Origin of the sequence: Loigolactobacillus binensis, assembly GCF_005405165.1 — a bacterium.
Classification (GTDB): domain Bacteria; phylum Bacillota; class Bacilli; order Lactobacillales; family Lactobacillaceae; genus Loigolactobacillus; species Loigolactobacillus binensis.
On the sequence record NZ_BJDN01000039.1, the window covers coordinates 1 to 17,153 of the forward strand.

General features: G+C 42.8%; 15 protein-coding genes, 1 pseudogene and 1 other annotated feature. Of the genes and pseudogenes, 10 read left to right on the forward strand and 6 right to left on the reverse strand.

The features are described from left to right. Window positions 1-190: 190 nt before the first annotated feature. The 6 genes and pseudogenes from FFM78_RS12720 to FFM78_RS12745 all read right to left on the reverse strand — a co-directional run bounded on the left by FFM78_RS12720 (window position 191) and on the right by FFM78_RS12745 (window position 4,959). The gene (locus tag FFM78_RS12720) at window positions 191-664 is read right to left on the reverse strand and encodes an S-ribosylhomocysteine lyase (protein ID WP_137638774.1); all 474 of its coding nucleotides are present in this window, start codon (window positions 662-664) and stop codon (window positions 191-193) included. A gap of 89 nt (window positions 665-753) precedes the next feature. Next, window positions 754-1,612, reverse strand: a pseudogene (locus tag FFM78_RS12725) (MetQ/NlpA family ABC transporter substrate-binding protein). A 17-nt stretch (window positions 1,613-1,629) separates the two neighbouring features. Next, window positions 1,630-2,301, reverse strand: coding sequence for a methionine ABC transporter permease (locus FFM78_RS12730; protein WP_137638775.1), 672 nt, complete (start codon window positions 2,299-2,301; stop codon window positions 1,630-1,632). Between the two features lies 1 nt (window position 2,302). After that, entirely contained in the window at window positions 2,303-3,364 is a 1,062-nt protein-coding gene (locus tag FFM78_RS12735) for a methionine ABC transporter ATP-binding protein (protein ID WP_137638776.1), read from the reverse strand. A gap of 19 nt (window positions 3,365-3,383) precedes the next feature. Then, the gene (gene msrC / locus FFM78_RS12740; protein ID WP_137638777.1) at window positions 3,384-3,845 is read right to left on the reverse strand and encodes a free L-methionine (R)-S-oxide reductase MsrC; all 462 of its coding nucleotides are present in this window, start codon (window positions 3,843-3,845) and stop codon (window positions 3,384-3,386) included. A gap of 51 nt (window positions 3,846-3,896) precedes the next feature. After that, window positions 3,897-4,136, reverse strand: a binding site (T-box leader). 205 nt (window positions 4,137-4,341) lie between these two features. Further along, window positions 4,342-4,959, reverse strand: coding sequence for a GntR family transcriptional regulator (locus FFM78_RS12745; RefSeq protein WP_137638778.1), 618 nt, complete (start codon window positions 4,957-4,959; stop codon window positions 4,342-4,344). Window positions 4,960-5,238: 279 nt separating this feature from the next. Here FFM78_RS12745 and garR point away from each other — a divergent pair, with 279 nt between their 5' ends. The 10 genes from garR (at window position 5,239) to FFM78_RS12795 (ending at window position 16,391) form a co-directional block, all read left to right on the forward strand. Then, the gene (garR, locus tag FFM78_RS12750; protein WP_137638779.1) at window positions 5,239-6,129 is read left to right on the forward strand and encodes a 2-hydroxy-3-oxopropionate reductase; all 891 of its coding nucleotides are present in this window, start codon (window positions 5,239-5,241) and stop codon (window positions 6,127-6,129) included. Window positions 6,130-6,131: 2 nt separating this feature from the next. Then, window positions 6,132-7,559: a four-carbon acid sugar kinase family protein gene (locus tag FFM78_RS12755; RefSeq protein WP_137638780.1), complete on the forward strand. Its 1,428-nt coding sequence runs from the start codon at window positions 6,132-6,134 to the stop codon at window positions 7,557-7,559. A 32-nt stretch (window positions 7,560-7,591) separates the two neighbouring features. Beyond that, a complete protein-coding gene (locus FFM78_RS12760; protein WP_137638781.1) occupies window positions 7,592-8,911 on the forward strand; it encodes a gluconate:H+ symporter in 1,320 nt (439 codons plus the stop codon). Window positions 8,912-9,149: 238 nt separating this feature from the next. After that, window positions 9,150-9,461, forward strand: a complete 312-nt coding sequence (locus FFM78_RS12765; RefSeq protein ID WP_137638782.1) for a rhodanese-like domain-containing protein — start codon at window positions 9,150-9,152, stop codon at window positions 9,459-9,461. Window positions 9,462-9,588: 127 nt separating this feature from the next. Then, window positions 9,589-9,771 (forward strand): hypothetical protein, encoded by a 183-nt coding sequence (locus tag FFM78_RS12770; RefSeq protein WP_137638783.1) that lies wholly within the window; start codon window positions 9,589-9,591, stop codon window positions 9,769-9,771. 595 nt (window positions 9,772-10,366) lie between these two features. After that, window positions 10,367-12,106: an FAD-dependent oxidoreductase gene (locus FFM78_RS12775; RefSeq protein WP_137638784.1), complete on the forward strand. Its 1,740-nt coding sequence runs from the start codon at window positions 10,367-10,369 to the stop codon at window positions 12,104-12,106. An 18-nt stretch (window positions 12,107-12,124) separates the two neighbouring features. Then, window positions 12,125-12,904, forward strand: a complete 780-nt coding sequence (locus FFM78_RS12780; protein ID WP_223877089.1) for an ABC transporter permease — start codon at window positions 12,125-12,127, stop codon at window positions 12,902-12,904. Then, window positions 12,904-13,905: a taurine ABC transporter substrate-binding protein gene (locus tag FFM78_RS12785; RefSeq protein WP_137638785.1), complete on the forward strand. Its 1,002-nt coding sequence runs from the start codon at window positions 12,904-12,906 to the stop codon at window positions 13,903-13,905. The genes FFM78_RS12780 and FFM78_RS12785 overlap by 1 nt, the downstream gene beginning before the upstream one ends. Beyond that, window positions 13,905-14,648 carry an ABC transporter ATP-binding protein gene (locus FFM78_RS12790; protein ID WP_137638786.1) on the forward strand — a complete coding sequence of 248 codons (744 nt, stop codon included), beginning with the start codon at window positions 13,905-13,907 and terminating at the stop codon, window positions 14,646-14,648. The genes FFM78_RS12785 and FFM78_RS12790 overlap by 1 nt, the downstream gene beginning before the upstream one ends. Before the next feature lie 420 nt (window positions 14,649-15,068). Next, window positions 15,069-16,391 carry a YeeE/YedE family protein gene (locus FFM78_RS12795; RefSeq protein ID WP_137638787.1) on the forward strand — a complete coding sequence of 441 codons (1,323 nt, stop codon included), beginning with the start codon at window positions 15,069-15,071 and terminating at the stop codon, window positions 16,389-16,391. The last annotated feature ends 762 nt before the right edge of the window (window positions 16,392-17,153 follow it).

Below are 17,153 nucleotides of genomic sequence, written 5' to 3' on the forward strand. Positions count from 1 at the left end.
ACCACCAATCAAATCGGCGTTGTTTTTTGTTTCTTCCTTATACACATCATATCATCAGATTAAATAATAGTCATGCTGTTCAGCTTCATATTTACTTTTTATGAATAGCGGTTTACTTTTCTATTTATTTCTGCTTTATTACATATTTTTTTCTAATGATTGTTTCCTCCTTAATTTTTAAATTCAGTGGTTAAACAAGGTGACGTTCAAAGGGCTGGTCGCTGATGCCTTGCGCTAAAATATCTTTGGACCATTGTTTCGCGGAGAACAGTGAATGATCACGGTAATTACCACAACTGTAAATATCAGTACCTTGAACATCAGCCCAAGTTATTTTGTTGGCGATCTCATCCAGTGCTCCTTTTAAGGCAATGGCAACTTCAGTCGTCGAATGTTGTCCCCAAGTGATCAAATGAAAGCCAGTCCGGCAACCAAATGGTGAACAGTCGATCACGCCGGTCAAACGGTCACGGAGCAGGCCGGCTAGTAAATGTTCGATGGTGTGTAGGCCAGCAGTGGGAATTGCATTTTCGTTGGGCTGCACTAAACGTAGATCGTAGTTACTGATGAGATCGCCTTTTGCACCGTGTTCTTCAGTGATCAAACGAACATAGGGCGCCTTAACTTTAGTGTGATCTAAGATGAAACTTTCAACTTTAGCCATAATTCAAAAACTTCCTTCTATATTATTATGTTATCCGTCAATAATTAATGTAACGATATCTAGAAAGGCAGAAAGCTAACTGTCTTTAGCTAGTTATTAAAGTATGTGAGCGGTTTTGAAACTTCGATCTTAGTGCCATAATACTTGGTCTTGATATATTTTTGGATATCTTTTTTGTGATACAACTTAACTAGTTTTTTGTAGCTAGCTTTGTTTTTATTTTTAGCGGCAGTGGCTAAAATATTAATGTTATCTTTGGTACTTTGGTCAACATTTTCGTGGTAGATCGAGTCAGTCAGCACGTGGAGCCCACCTTCTAAGGCCACCGTGTTAGAAATCAAAACAGCGTCAACATTTTTAATGACCCGCGGACCGGTAGTATCGTCGATCTCTTTGAATTTCAAGTTTTTCGGATTGCTTTTAATGTCGCTGACTGTGCCTAAAATACCGAAATCTTTATTCAACGTGATCAAGCCAGCTTTTTGTAACAGGATCAACCCCCGTGCTGCTTGGGAAGGGTTATTAGCAATGGCGATCGTAGCGCCATCAGGGATCTGGCTAACTTTTTGATACTTTTTAGAATAAATACCCATTGGTTCCAAGTAAGTGGTGCCTAAAGCAGCCAATTTGTTCTTCTTATTTTGCTGGTTATAGGTTAAATAATAAGACCAAGACTGGAACGCATTGACGTCGACGTTGCCCATCGGCGGTGGCCTTGTTTAACTGTACGCCATCGGTGATCTGTTTGACTTTGATCTTTAAGCCGAGTGCTTTAGCATCCTTTGATTTAGCAATGTGTTGCCAAATATCATAGTCAGAGCCTTGCGAACCTACTGTAATTGTACTCGTTTTGCTAGTAGCACTTTGACTACTAAAACTGTGAATTCCGAACGCCACAGCGACCACCACTACGATGACGCCGATCAACCAAAGCGCGCTTTTTTTCATTTTCCAACACTCCCTTATTAATAATGTTCAACTTTTTTAACGATCCAATCGCCGATCAACTGAACGGCAAAAACTAAGATTAAAATAATGATCATGGCAACGAAGGTCACGTCATTTTCAAAGCGAGCGTAACCGATACTAATGGCAATGTCCCCTAAACCGCCAGAACCGATCGCGCCGGCCATGGTAGTCAAACCGATCAGGCTGATAACCGTTACGATAGAAACGCGAATGATATCTGGCAGGCCTTCCCGCAAATAAACGCGAAAAATAATTTCACTAGGGCTGGAGCCCATGGATTGTGCAGCTTCCACAACCCCGTGATCTACATCGAGTAACGCATTTTGAACTTGACGAGCATAGAACGGGAAGATACCAAATACCAACGGCACTAATGATGCTGTGGTGCCTACCGTGGTTCCGATCAAGAATTGCGTTAACGGTGAGATCACCGCTAGAAGAATGATAAATGGAATCGACCGCAGTAAGTTGACTACCTTGTCCAACACGGAGTAAGTAAGGGCATCTTCCAAGATTCCTTTTGGTTGGGTCACCACTAAAAGAATTCCGAAAAGTAGGCCTAAAATAGCAGAAATAATAGCTGAGAAAAATGTCATGTAAAGTGTTTCTAATGTTGCCTGAATGAATTCGGACTGCATGGAAATAACGTTGGGGATCAAAGCAGCCATTTTAATCAGCTCCTTTCGGTTGGCTAAGGCGCCGAGCTTTAACGCCGTTATCCTTGAGTTTTGTGATTGCTTGATCGAAACCAGCCAGATCACCGGTAATAATAGCGATCATATAACCCACATTTTCGCCATCAATTTGATCAATATTAGCAAACAAGATGTTGACGTCGATTTTGTACTGTTGGGCCAGATCGGAAATAATACTTTGCTTAGCCGAATTACCAATAAAATTGAAGTAGATCAGTTCCTGATCTGCGGCTAATTCATCGACTTTGACTGTGGCGGTGATCCGCTCAATGGCCGCCTTCACGTTGGTGGATGTTTCCACAAAATCAGTGGTCAATGGTTGCTGGGGATCGGTGAAAACGCTGGCGACGCGACCGCGTTCAATGATTTTACCGGCATCCATGACGGCGACGTTGTGACAAATCGTTTTAATAACTTGCATTTCATGAGTGATCAAAACAATCGTCAGATCCAACGTCTCGTGCAATTTTTCCAATAACTCTAAAATTGCCTTGGTGGTTTTCGGATCCAGCGCGCTGGTGGCCTCGTCGGAAATCAATACTTCAGGATCGTTGGCCAAAGCCCGCGCGATCGCCACACGTTGCTTTTGTCCCCCGGAAAGTTGACTGGGGTAGGTGGCAGCGTACTCGGCTAAACCCACCAGAGCCAATAATTTTTGTGCCTTTTGTTTCCGTTCAGCCGCCGTAATTTTTTGACTTAACAGCGGATATTCCACGTTACCTAAAACCGTACGCGATTTCATCAGATTAAAATGTTGAAAGATCATGCCGACTTTTTTACGGGCTTGGCGCAACGCCTTAGGTGGTAGTTGCTGTAGATTCTGACCATTGACGGTGATCGTTCCGCTGGTCGGCGGTTGTAATAGATTGATCACGCGAACCAGCGTACTTTTGCCGGCACCGGAATAGCCGATGATCCCGTAAATGTCGCCGCGGGGAATGGCCAAACTAACGTTATCGACAGCTTTGACGGGGGTAGCGCCATTTTTAAAAGTGACCGTGATGTTCTTTAAATCAATAATATTTTGTTCAGTCATACTAAGTGCCACCTCCAATTTATTTTTGATAACCGAATATTAACGGTGCCAGTTGACTGAGATACTGCTCATCAGTGGCGTCAAATGTGTTGTAAGCAGGACTGTCGAGGTCAAGTACTCCCCAGAACACGTGGTGTTTAAAAATTGGGACCACGATTTCCGAATTGGAAGCCTGATCACAGGCAATGTGGCCTGCAAATTGATGCACATCAGGAACAATCTCGGCCTTTAAATTTTGAGCTACCGTTCCACAAACACCGGCGCCCACCGCAATGTGCATACAGGCTGGCTTGCCTTGGAACGGTCCTAAGATCAGTTCACCATTTTTAAAACGATAAAACGAAGTCCCGTTCAGGTGGGGCAGTTCATTGAAGATCAATGACGCCAAATTACTCATATTGGCCACTAAATCAAATTCATTTTCCAGCAAACTTTGCGCCTGTTGAACTAATAATTCGTAATTTGCTACTTTATCCGTCATGTCATTACCTCCAGAAAATAAAAAAACGCATGACGCCTGATCTATCATTAGATCAAGGACGAAATGCGTTTCGCGTTACCACCTTAGTTTAAATAACCCTCACGAGCTATTCCTCTTCAAGTACATCTATACTCTAACGCTATAACGGGCGTGCCCGGAACCACTTAGCCAAAGCTCAGTGGTAAAACGAGTTGTAAGACCATATTCAGCAATTGATCAACGTTATCTTGCACCAAATGATAACTCTCTAAGGTTGATCAAAAACCTACTCATCTATTCGTTTGTGTATTTGTTTTAAGTTAACGACGCTTATTATAAAGGCAAGGTTTAGTCCGTGTCAAGCAGTTAATTAAAATAAAATGAGGGTACTCATCTTATTGTTAGTTCCCAGGTTCAATCAATTATCTATTCCAAAAGCGATAGCGATTAATGTAAAAGGCCAGGCCTGAAATCAAGGTATAGCCCATTTACGTATACGAAAGAGCGATACTGCTAGTTACAAAACGGGTAACCGATTAATACTGAATTCTAAATCCTTTTCCAAATGTCTATGAATCAGATTTTCAGCTAATCTACCATCACTAGCTTGAATTGCCTGAAAAATCTCTTGATGCTCTTCAACTAAGCGTGGCCTTTTTTGCAAGGTAACTGTGGTGCGCAGCAAATTAATGATTGATTGCATTCGATTGATTATTTTGACGATTTCTGGATTATGAGTTTCTTCAACGATCAGTTGGTGAAATAAATAATTTGCTTGCAGTTTTTCGCTATCAGAGCCGTGTAGACCAGTTTCAACATAGTTAGCTAATTTTTGCAGGGCATCATCAGAAATAAATTCGGCACAGTAACTAGCCGCAAAGCCTTCAAGGATGGAACGAACTTGAAAAATGTGGCGAATGTCGGTTTCAGTTGGCACATACACGTGTTTATTCTTGATCAGTCCTTCATCTTCTAACTTAGCAATAGCTGAGCGGACAGGAGTGCGGCTAAGCTGCAGTTGTTCCGCTAATTTTGTTTCTGTTAATTTAGTGGTGGCATCGATTTTACCCGACAGGATCTGATCACGTAAAAACTCGTAAGCACGAACATAACTGTGGGTTTCTTTTTTTTTCATAACGTGACTCCCTTTACTATTACCATGGCTCAACAGCTTGAATATTCAGCTGTTTGAGCCACATTGATGCTAAATTGATCGGAAAATAATATTTAAAATAATTTTGAGCTATCTCCTAACAGTTTTCATTATACGCTAAAGCTCAGTTTTTAACATAGTATACAAAAGATATTAAAATGAATACTAAAAATAAAAATATGTATACATTTTAAAAATAACGGGTTATAATGATTTTGAAAATATGAAAGCGCTTAAAAACGTAAAAAAGGAGTAATTGACATGCAAAAAATCGGATTTATTGGTTTAGGCATTATGGGTAGACCAATGGCAATCAATTTAGTAAAAGCTGGTTTTGAAGTTTCAGTGTTTGATATTAGTGTAGCCGCGGTTGAAACGGTAGTTGCAGCAGGTGCGCAGGCAAGCTCGGTAGCTGAAATGGCACAATCGGCGGAGTTTATTATCACCATGCTACCTGCAGCCAAACATGTTCGGCAAGTACTTGAAGGTAAAGGAGGGGTATTTGCTAATGCTCATAGTGGATTGGTCGTGATCGACATGAGCTCGATTGGCCCCACAGATGCGCAAGCTTTGGCAGTGGAAGCCCAGAAACATCAGATCGTTACTTTAGATGCACCCGTTAGCGGCGGTGAACCAGGTGCAGTCAACGGTACACTTTCAATTATGGTTGGTGGGGAGCAAGCAGTTTTTGAACAAAGCTTGCCGGTTTTTCATGGTGTTGGTAAGGATGTTGTTTTAGTTGGTGATCATGGTAGTGGGGTAACCGCGAAACTGGCTAATCAGATCATTGTTAATCTGAATATTGCGGCGGTTTCAGAGGCATTGGTTCTGGCAGCTAAGGCCGGTATTGATATTGAAAAAATGTATCAGGCCATTCGTGGTGGTTTGGCCGGTAGCTCAGTGTTGGATGCCAAGGTGCCATTAATTTTAGATCGTAATTTTAAACCTGGCGGTACGATTGCAATCAACATGAAGGATCTAACTAATGTGCTGCAAACTGCGCATGACTTAGATGTACCACTGCCAATGTCTAGCCAATTGTTAGAAATATTCCACGCTTTAAAGGCTGATGGCAAAGTATTAAACGATCATGGCGGTATTGTTCAGTATTACGAAAAGTTAGCCAATATTGAAGTGAAACGAGGTCATTAAATATGAGCACATACTTAGCAAAAGATGTTTTCGCTAAAATTCCGGCACAACCAGATCCCGAAAAAGTTGCAATCTTGTTGGCAACAGAACTTAAAAGGTTAAATAAAAAAATCGTTGTCTTGGATGATGATCCAACTGGCGTACAAACTGTCCATGATATATCAGTTTATACTGATTGGACCAAGGCTAGTATTGAACAAGGCTTTGCTGAAACAAACGCGATGTTTTTTATTTTAACTAATTCACGAGGTTTTACAGCTACGGAAACTGAGCAAGTTCATCGTGAAATTGCTGCAACTGTCAGTGAAGTGGCCAAGGAACAACATCAGGAGTTTCTCTTCATCAGTCGTAGTGATTCTACCTTACGGGGGCACTATCCACTAGAAACAGAAATTTTAAAAGAAGTTGTGGAAAACCAAACTGGTGTGCATTTTGATGGCGAAGTCTTATTACCATTTTTTAAAGAGGGTGGTCGCTTCACAATCAATGATGTTCATTTTGTTCAAGTTGATGATCGTTTAGTGCCGGCTGGCGAAACCGAATTTGCTAAGGATAAAACTTTTGGTTATCACGCTTCTAATTTGGCAGATTGGGCAGAAGAAAAAACGGGTGGTCGGTACAAGGCATCTGCTGTGACCACGATCTCGTTGGTAGATCTTCGGCAGCTTAATTTAGATAAGATCACGGCGCAATTATTGCAAGTTGAAGATTTTAACAAAGTTGTGGTTAACGCAGTTGACTACTGTGATGTCCAAGCTTTTGTAATCGCCTTAATTAGGGCATTGCGGCAAGGCAAGTTATTTATGTTTCGCAGTGCTGCCGCTTTAACTAAGGTTTTAGGTGGTGTCAGCGATCGACCACTATTGACCAAAGCTGATTTGATCGATCCGGCGGCAACCACCGGTGGTTTGATCATGATCGGTTCTCATGTTGAGAAAACAACCGCGCAATTAAATGAATTACGCCAATTAACGGCCGTTTTATTTTTGGAATTTAATGTAGCGACAGTATTAGAAGATAGTGCCTTGGCTGCAGAAGAACTACGAATAACGACGGCTGTTAATGCGGCGCTAAAACAAGGCCAAACAGTAACTGTTTATACTTCACGGCAGCGTCTAGATTTAGGGGAAGATAAGGAAGCTGCGTTGCTGTTATCCGTTAAGATCTCTAAAGCAATGACTAATATTGTGCAGCAGTTGCCGGTAAGACCAAAATTCATTATTGCCAAAGGTGGCATTACTTCCAGTGATATCGGCACCCACGGCTTAGCAGTTGATCATGCTTTGGTTGCAGGTCAGATCAAACCAGGGATCCCAGTTTGGTACACTGGTGCAAATTCAAAATTTCCGCAGCTCCCGTATATTATTTTTCCAGGTAATGTTGGGGCCAAAACAACCCTGCGCGAAGTGGTTGCTTTGTTAAATCAATAATCTAGCTAACTTGTAAAAAGGAGCAGAAACTTATGCCATTTATTTCAGTGACCATCGGTGTATTATTACTGTTAGTTTTGATGATGGTATTCAAGCTGAATGCCTTTATTTCTTTGATTCTTTCCTCTTTAGCTGTCGGTTTACTGGAGGGAATGTCACCAGTTGCGGTTATGACCTCAATTCAAAATGGGCTTGGTTCTTCAGCAGGCAGTTTAATGTTAGTCATTATTTTTGGTGCAGCAGTTGGTAAGCTGTTAACGGATACTGGTGGCGCGCAACGAATTGCCTTGACAATGGTACATACTTTTGGCAAGAAGCATGTACAGGCAGCGGCTGTAGTAACTGCCATTGTTGTTGGGATCGCCATGTTTTTTGAAACTGGCGTCGTGGTACTGATCCCATTAGTTTTTTCAATTGCCATGGTTGCGGAAGTACCAATTTTGTATATTGGGCTTCCTGTGATTGCTGCCTTGATCACTATGCACGGTTTTGTGCCACCTCATCCAGGACCAACGGCTGTTGCCGAAATATTTCATGCAAATATTGGTAAAACACTGATGTTAGGCTTACCGATTGCAATTCCTGCGATTGTTATTGCCGGACCAGTGTATACTAAAATTTTTAAAAAGGACTTTCTGGAAGTTGAGATTCCCAAAGCATTGTACACAGAGAAAAAATTCACTGAAGCCGAGATGCCCAGCTTTTTCTTGAGCATTCTCAGTGCTACTTTGCCAATTATATTTATTTTCATTAAAACGATCGTTGAATTAGTTTGGCCAAATTCTGGTATTCGTAGCTTAACTGATTTTATTGGTAATGCTGGCACGGCCTTATTAATCACCTTCGTTGTGTCATTGTTTACACTGGGTTTTAGTCGGGGCCGACATATTAAAGAATTGATGGATTCATTTTCCAGTTCGGTTTCCGGGATCGCCATGATATTGCTGATCATCGCTGGTGGTGGGGCTTTTAAACAAGTCCTGATCGATAGTCACATTGATAAGTACATTGCCCATTTAATGGAAGGCTCGGCAATTTCGCCATTGATTTTGACCTGGTTAATCGCTGCAGTTCTGCGGGTCTCTCTTGGGTCAGCAACAGTTGCTGGAATGACGGCTGCCGGTATTGTTGCCCCAGTTGCGGCCGCTACTGGAGTAAGTCCAGAATTAATGACTTTAGCAGCTGGTGCTGGTAGTGTGGGCTTTTCACACGTGAACGATGCTGGTTTTTGGATCATCAAGGAATACTTCAATCTGTCGTTGCTCAAAACCTTTAAAACGTGGACCGCTTTGACTTCGATCATTGCTTTTATGGGTTTAGCCGGAGTGCTGTTGTTCAGTTTATTTATTTAAAAACCAGGATGCGCTGCTTAAATGGCCGGCGCATTTTTTGCGGGAAAATTTTTAAAACGGACTGGATTTTTACAGTGTTGGTGCTCGCCTTACAAATTGAATCTTTTCTATTTTCTAAGTCATTATTAGCGTTGTTAAATTGACCTACATGGGTGTAGTATAACCATGTATTATACTGTAGTGTTGAATTTTAACGAGGTAGTTTTTACTTAGCCTAATGAAGTAGAGGAGAATGCTAATGGTTGCTTTTAACATGCCTAAAAATATGATCTCGGCCACGGATTTAATGGCCAAATTGCCGACAGGAGTTACTTTGCTCGATGTGCGTACACCAGAAGAATATCGGGCCGGCCATATTCGGCAAGCACAAAATTTTCCTTTGGATAGTATTACCGAGTATGCTGGGACCGACAAAGAGGTTTACGCGATCTGTCATTCAGGTCAACGTAGCGCTCAGGCTTGTCAAATTCTGCGGGATAAGGGCTACAATGCAATTAGTGTGCGTGGCGGCATGAATCTCTGGCAAGGGCCAGTAGTGACTTCTGATTAAAACGTGCGGTAGCGGCTTTTTTTACGGTCACCACAGGCGGGCTTGGCCATGAGCCCCAGTTACGCTAGATTTAGATTACTGATCAATAGTTTCGCGGCACCCCCGTTAATTTAAGGAGATGAAGTTCATGCGTTCAAATAACAAAATGACGACGTGGATCGTACTATTACTGGCAATGGTAGGGGCCTTTTTCATTATCAGTACTAGTTGGCAGTGGTTAGGATCTAAGGCGAGCTCTTCATCGATGATGACTACCACCCAAACTTACCATTCATCCGGAAATATGATGCAACGCAGTCACTGTCGTTAACCGCTTATGCTTAGAAATAGATTTTAAAAATACGCCGAAGTGTGCGTATTTTTTTTGGCGTAAAAATACACGGATAGAACCGACTAAGAATGTTAGCGCTGTATTGACAGGCCGAACAAATAACCGTAAACTATGGAATTATAGTAAGTGAAATCAGAATAAAAATTGGCTGTGATGAGTAGAGTAGGCTACCTAGGTTATTTTTAGCGACCATCGTTGGTGTGAGGGTGGAATAAACCAGTAACTGAAAATGAGCTCTAAGCTATTAGTATGGTGCAAGCTGTGCTAACGTTGGCATGCGTTAACGTGCGCGGCTTTTGATGGTGACTGAATTTTAGTCAGCTAATGAAGTGATTAAGGCTTATATTTGTGAGAATGTAAGTAAATTGTAGGTGGTAACACGAATTTTCGTCCTGCTGTGATCGCAACGATCACGGTGGGCTTTTTTATTTGAATACAGTAAAAATGGTTGCCGGCGACAGCAAGGTGTAAACTTAAATTAAGTTATAGCCGGAAATGATTATAGGTGCTTTTTACCCAAGTAAATTTGAAACCATTTTGCACGTTAAATAATGACGAAAGGGGCAAAATAGATATGCCAAAAAAGATTATTGTGGTCGGTGGCGTTGCTGGTGGAGCTTCAGCAGCCGCAAGGTGTCGGCGTTTGGATGAAAGTGCGCAGATCACCATGTACGAGAAAGGGCCAGATGTGTCTTTTTCAAATTGCTCATTACCCTATTATCTGTCGGGATTGATCAATGACGCTGACGATATCGTTTTGATGGATCCCTGGGAGTTGAAACACCAGTACAACATTGATGCCATTGTTAACCATGAAGTGACCGCCATCGACCCAGTTGGGCAAACGGTAACGGTGAAAAATGTTCTCACCGGGGCCACGGAAAAAGCGGCTTATGATGAACTATTTTTATCCCCAGGAGCGGTACCGGTCCGGCCAAAAAGTATTAGTGGTATTGATAACGAAAATGTGTTTACCATTCGCAATGTGGTTGATATCAAGGCTTTATATGATTATCTGATGGATTACAGCATTACCGATGTGACGGTGATCGGCGGTGGCTTTATTGGTATCGAAACTACAGAAAATCTGGTCAACGGTGGCTTTAACGTTAACTTGATTGAAGGTCAGGAACATATCCTCAACACTATTGATTACGATATGGCGCAGATCATTCAAAAAACCATGCTGGATTACGAAGTCAACTTGATCACTGGCGACACCGTGACGGCGATCACCGACACAACAGTGACTTTAAAGTCAGGTCGCCGGTTAAAAAGTGGTGCTGTGGTGGCGGCGATCGGAGTGGCCCCGGATACGACCTTGGCGCAAGCCGCGGGCATCAAAGTTGGTGTGACCGGCGGTATTCAAGTCGACCAAAACTTTCAAACTAATTTACCCCATATTTATGCAGTCGGCGATGCAGTGGAAGTGGTCAATCGGCAAACCCACAAACGTCAGAAGTTAAGTTTAGCCTTTCCAGCACAAATGGAAGCACGCCAAGCCGCGGATCATGTTTACGGGCGTCAGGCGCGCAATCGTGGTGTGATCGGCTCACAGTGCGTGCCGGTATTTGAAATGAATGTGGCCGCCACCGGCTTAACGGAAAAGGCGTGCCAACAAAATCACATTGATTATCGAGTGGCCACGGTGATTCCTAAGGATAAGGTCTTATTAATGCCTGGTGCTAAGCCGCTGTTTTTCAAGTTGATCTTTGGCTACCCCACCGGAGAAATTTTAGGTGCGCAGGCGATCGGTGAAGGGTGGGTCGATAGGCAAATTGATGTGATCGCCACGATGATCACTAACCATAATTACGTGGAAGATCTGGAAGACCTGGAGTTGTGCTACCAGCCGAAGTTCAGCACGGCTAAAAATGCGGTTAACATGGCCGGATTGGTGGCGACTAATATTTTAAATGAAGAGTTTCATCAAATTCCGGCTAGTCAGGTACGGTCGCTTGTAGAACAGCATGCGTTGATCATTGATGTGCGGGAGCCGGATGAATACGAAGACGGTCATGTGCTGAGTGCCATCAATATTCCGATGAGTGAATTTCGTGATCGTTTGGCGGAGATTCCCCGTGATCAGCCCGTTTATATTCACTGTTTAAGTGGGCAGCGTAGTTATAATGTGGTGCGGGCGTTGATGCAGCTAGGTTACACCAATGTTTACAATATTGCCGGATCCTTTATGGCCATTTGTGAATATGAATATTACAACGATCAGGTCCAAAATCGGCAGCCGATCATTGATACGTATTGGTTTGACGTTGTGCCACGGTTGGAGATCCGGACACCGCATCCAGCAGAATAAGGGGTAGGGGGCAGTCACGTGAAAAAGGCAGCGAAGTCGCGTTATTTACTATTAAGTGTGGCCACGATCGCAGTATTATTACTGTTGTGGATCATGGCCACTAGCTTAAAATTAGTGCCAGCAGTGTTATTGCCATCATTAGGCAAGATCGGGCAAACCTTTGTTGATCTCAGTCGTTCAGGTTATGGCGGAACACCGCTGTATGATCATTATTTGATCACGATGCGCCGGCTATTTTTAGCGCTTTTCTTTGCGGTGATCATTGGGATCCCACTAGGATTACTCAGCGGCTATGTGCGTTGGGTCAACGCGATGGTTGATCCGCTGATTCAGTTTATTCGGCCGATTCCACCGCTAGCCTACTATACCTTACTGATTTTGTGGTTAGGAATCGGGGAACCATCAAAAATTATGCTGTTGTTTTGGGCGGCCTTGCCCCCGATCTATATTTCTTGTTTTGATGCTGTGCAGCGAATCGACGGCGAGTATCTGCAAAGTGCCGCATCATTAGGTGCAAGCCGGCGGCAAATTTTCTTCAATATTGTTTTTCCTGTGGCGTTGCCAGATATTTTTACGGGCCTGCGTTCCGCGGTGGGGGTGGCCTACACCACCATTGTTTCAGCAGAAATGATCGCTTCTAGCTCCGGGGTTGGCTGGATGATCATTGATTCTTCCCATTACCTAAAAAGTGATGTGATGTTTGTCGGCATCATTTTATTAGGTGTCACGGGGGTACTGATCGATTGGTTACTTAAAAAACTGGCCCAGCGGATCGTTCACTGGCGGGGTAAAAAATAATGCTAAAAAAATTATTGCGGCTATTGGCCATTGTTAGTGTAACCCTGACGCTAACTGGCTGTGCCGCAGCTACAAAAAGTGATCAAGCCACTAAAGTGGTTCGAATCGGCATTTTACGGGTGCCAAATGATGTGGCAGCGGCTCGGCAAAGGAAAACTTTGCGGCGGGCGTGCGCTCAAGCAGGGTATAGGGTTAAATACATTACCTTTGATTCTGGTGTTGATGCGAATAAGGCATTGCTTTCCAACAGTGTTGATCTGGCCACGATGGGTGATACTAATGCTGTGGTCGCTATGGCGGCTGGCATTCCGGCCAAACTGGTTTGGGTCAACGATGTGATCGGTAGTAATGAAGCGTTAGTGCTCAAAAAGCAATTAGGCGTCCAGCGGGCTGAGGATCTGCGCGGCATGAAAATCGCCACTCCTTTTGCCTCTACTTCGCATTACAGCTTGATGATGTACCTGCAGCAACACCATTTGACCGGCAAGGTGACGCTGGTCGATATGCAGACACCAGAGATCGTGGCGGCGTGGCAACGCGGCGATATTGATGGCGCCTATACTTGGCAACCAAGTCTTGATAGTTTGCGGCCCAGCACAACCTTAGTCAGCAGTGATAAGCTAGCTGATCAAGGTGCGCTGACGGCTAACGTGACCTTAGCCACTGATCAATTTGCTAAACAACACGCGGCAGTATTACGGCAAATTTTGGCAACTTTAGGTGACGCGCATACATTGTACCAACGCCAGCCGCAGTGGATCTATCAGGCAACCGCACGGCAAATGGCGATCACACCAGCCGCTGCTAAGCAGCAGATCGGCACCTCAACTTGGTTACCACCTAAGCAGTTAGTTCATTTTATGAACACCAAATTTGCGCGGCAATTTTACCAAACTAGCAAATTCATGGGGCAGCGCCAAACACTGAATAGTCGACCTAGTTGGCGGCAATGTCAACAGTTTATTACGACACAATTTATCACAGAAGGAGATGGCAAGTGATGGCGCTACTGGAAGTTAAAGATGTTGGGTATCAATATCCCAGTAATAGTGCGCAGTCGATCACCGGCGTTAATTTGACTATGGCGGCGAACTCACTTAACGTAGTCATCGGGCCATCGGGGATCGGTAAAAGTACGCTGTTAAACTTGATCGCTGGCTACATTCAACCCCAAGTTGGCGAGCTGCGTATGAATGGTCAACCGATCCAAAAGGCTAGTTGGCAGCGGGGAATCGTTTTTCAAGATATGGCATTATATCCGTGGCTCAATGTGACCCAAAACATCACCTTTGGGCCGCGGATGCGTAAAATGGCGTCAGCCCAAATTGAACAACGCCTAGCCACACTACTACAGGAAACTGGTTTGGAAAAATTTAAAACAAGTTACGTTTATGAATTATCTGGCGGCTTGAAGCAGCGGGTGGCGCTAGCCCGTGAGTTTATTAATCAACCGGATATTTTAATGTTAGACGAATCTTTTAGCGCGTTGGATAATCTGACCCGCGATGAAATGCACCAGATCTTGTTAGAGTTGTGGGCTAGCAGTGGTAATTGTGTCATCGTCATCACCCACGATATTGATGAGGCCATGTTTTTAGGCCAAAATATTATTATCATGAATGGTAAGCCGGGTACCGTAAGCCAAACCATTACCAATCCTTACTTTAAAGTCGCTTTTGACGAAATGGCCAATAATCCAGCTTATTTTGAATTTCGGAAAATGTTGTTGCAACAGATCAAGTAGCGCGGCCTAGCCTTTGGTGGCTAGATAGGAAATCTAGATATTGTGTGGAAGATGTCAAAAAATGCTTGACAGAAAGCGCTTTTCGGACAATAATTCAACTATCATAATATTAAACGCAAATGAAAAGATGAGTAGGTCAAGCCCGATAAGCTTAGAGAGTCGCAGTTGCTGTAAAGCGATCTTGTTGAGTGACCGAAGATGGTCTTGGATAAGCCCTTATTGTTAAGCCAAGGTAAAACAATGACGTTGCTCCCTTTAATGAGCTTGGGTAGGTTGTACCCAAAGAGGAATGACTTGTGAAAGTGATTTAAATTAAGGTGGTAACACGAAGGAAATACCTTCGTCCTTAGATTCAGTAATGGATCTGCGGGCGAAGGTTTTTTTGATTAAATTAAAGTCAAATTATTGGGGGGTTTTTATATGTTAAAGGCGTATTTTGCTGAAAATGATTTAGATAGTCGTCAACCGTATTATGCCATTATTGTTTTAATTCTAATTATTGCCTATGGTTTCTTTACTTTGACGCAGGCCGCTAATTTACCTGTATTTTTGATCGCCGGTTTGGCCATCGGTTACGTTTTTACGCGTGCACGCTTTGGTTTTGCTGGCGGGATCAAGGATTTATTTTACGGCGGCAATAGTCAGCTGGCCGTCGCCTTATTGATCTTGTTAGGCGCCACCGCCTTTTTGACTACCGGTATTCAGTGGCAGGCGGCAAGTCAAGGGGCAGTACCCGCCTATTTAGCCACCGCCAAACAGACGATCATTCCCGGATCAGCTTCAGTAGAACTGGCGAATATTGGGACGATCATTGGGGGAACACTTTTCGGTAGTGGCATGATGTTAGCCGGCGGCTGCGCATCTGGTACCTTGACCGATTTTGGTGAGGGCGAGGGCCACGCGATCATTGCGTTACCTTTCTTCATTATTGGTTCACCGTTAGGGCTATGGTTAAGTGGTAAGCTAGATGCTTCTGCAATCGGAAAGATCGGCGGTAACTATTATTTACCGACTTATTTTGGTTATTTTGGGTCTTTTGTTTTTCTGCTGGTCTTTTTAGGAATTTTATATTTAGTGATCCGTGCCTACCAAAGACATCGCCATCAGGCTGGATTACGGATTAGGCAGACAACTTATGCTCAATTTGAGCAACCATTGGCTACAAAAAATGCCCGGCTGGGACTGTATCACCGGTTATTCATTCAACGTTGGTCATTTACGACAACTGCGCTTTTGACCGCGATCATCGCTGCCTTTATTATTATTACCACCGGTAAAGCTTGGGGCGTGACCTCCGCGTTTACCTTACAAGGGGCGCAGCTATTGCATGCGCTAGGCTTTTCGTTAAATGATCCTACCTTTGCAGCAATCAATTTACAGATCAAGCAAGGTGGTTTTCTAGTGGATGGTTCGTCGATTCGTAATTTTGGGATCATTCTTGGTTCTTTGGTGGCCTTTCTACTAGCCGGTCGTTTTCACTTTAATTTTCATTTTCATTTCAAAGATAGCACAACTTATGCATTAGGGGGTTTATTCATGGGTGTTGGTGCGCGCTTAGCTAAAGGCTGCAACATCGGTGCCTTGTATTCCGGGATCACTAATTATTCCGTTCACGGCTATATTTTCTTGATTTTCTTGGTCATTGGAAGTGCGGTCACTTTAAGCATTTTGGAAGGCAAATTAGTTCTATTTCCAAAACGGCATGCTGAACGGCAAGCTAATTTGAAAATTGTTGGCGCTTAGTCACCGGTTTTTATGAAAGCTCTTATGTATCAACAGTTAAATAAAGAAAGATTACGTATATAATGAATCGTTATTTTCAAGATAACACGCAATAAAAGGGTCTGGGCAAGCGGAAATCAGTTTCGCTGCACGGCCCTTTTTATTTTTTGATCAGGTTAGGTTAAAGCCCCAGTGACAGCCACTACATACCAGTAGGTAAAAGTAATCTCATGATTGCTTATTACTTTTAATTATTATGCTAACTGAAAAGAAACAAAAGTAAGGACTTATCAAACAGTATAGGCTCGTGAAAATACTTACCAATAAAAATATCTTGAATCTAATCTAAATAAAAATTAGCTAATAAATAATTAATTGAAATTATAAAATAAATCTTAATTATGCTCTGAATGAATATCCTAATTTAATCTATTTGTTAACGTTTTCCTTAACTACCTGATCAAACTATAAAAAAATTATTATTTATAATTTTTGGCCTAAATTTATTTTTGGTTTGGGCCGATCAACCATTGAAAACTCATGAAAGGTGTGATATATTTCACTTGTACTAACATTGAAAACACGTTTGAGATGGAAGATACGATAAATCATAAGTGCCGCCACATAGATTATTTTTTGGTGTACTGTGACTGACTGTATCCTCCCCAAGGTGCAGCCAGTTTTTTTTATGAAAAGAATTAAAAAATGAGTATACAAAATAAAAAGGTAGTCAAAACACAAAAAATTTTGTACACTCAGGTTGTTATCGGATTCAATTATTAG

Bases quoted from the DNA above. Each gene is read 5' to 3' on its own strand.
- FFM78_RS12735 (WP_137638776.1), bottom strand. From the start codon at position 3,364: ATGACTGAACAAAATATTATTGATTTAAAGAACATCACGGTCACTTTT.
- FFM78_RS12770 (WP_137638783.1), top strand. From the start codon at position 9,589: ATGCGTTCAAATAACAAAATGACGACGTGGATCGTACTATTACTGGCA.
- FFM78_RS12745 (WP_137638778.1), bottom strand. From the start codon at position 4,959: ATGAAAAAAAAAGAAACCCACAGTTATGTTCGTGCTTACGAGTTTTTA.
- msrC (WP_137638777.1), bottom strand. From the start codon at position 3,845: ATGACGGATAAAGTAGCAAATTACGAATTATTAGTTCAACAGGCGCAA.
- FFM78_RS12765 (WP_137638782.1), top strand. From the start codon at position 9,150: ATGGTTGCTTTTAACATGCCTAAAAATATGATCTCGGCCACGGATTTA.
- garR (WP_137638779.1), top strand. From the start codon at position 5,239: ATGCAAAAAATCGGATTTATTGGTTTAGGCATTATGGGTAGACCAATG.
- FFM78_RS12755 (WP_137638780.1), top strand. From the start codon at position 6,132: ATGAGCACATACTTAGCAAAAGATGTTTTCGCTAAAATTCCGGCACAA.
- FFM78_RS12795 (WP_137638787.1), top strand. From the start codon at position 15,069: ATGTTAAAGGCGTATTTTGCTGAAAATGATTTAGATAGTCGTCAACCG.
- FFM78_RS12775 (WP_137638784.1), top strand. From the start codon at position 10,367: ATGCCAAAAAAGATTATTGTGGTCGGTGGCGTTGCTGGTGGAGCTTCA.
- FFM78_RS12785 (WP_137638785.1), top strand. From the start codon at position 12,904: ATGCTAAAAAAATTATTGCGGCTATTGGCCATTGTTAGTGTAACCCTG.
- FFM78_RS12760 (WP_137638781.1), top strand. From the start codon at position 7,592: ATGCCATTTATTTCAGTGACCATCGGTGTATTATTACTGTTAGTTTTG.
- FFM78_RS12730 (WP_137638775.1), bottom strand. From the start codon at position 2,301: ATGGCTGCTTTGATCCCCAACGTTATTTCCATGCAGTCCGAATTCATT.
- FFM78_RS12720 (WP_137638774.1), bottom strand. From the start codon at position 664: ATGGCTAAAGTTGAAAGTTTCATCTTAGATCACACTAAAGTTAAGGCG.
- FFM78_RS12790 (WP_137638786.1), top strand. From the start codon at position 13,905: ATGGCGCTACTGGAAGTTAAAGATGTTGGGTATCAATATCCCAGTAAT.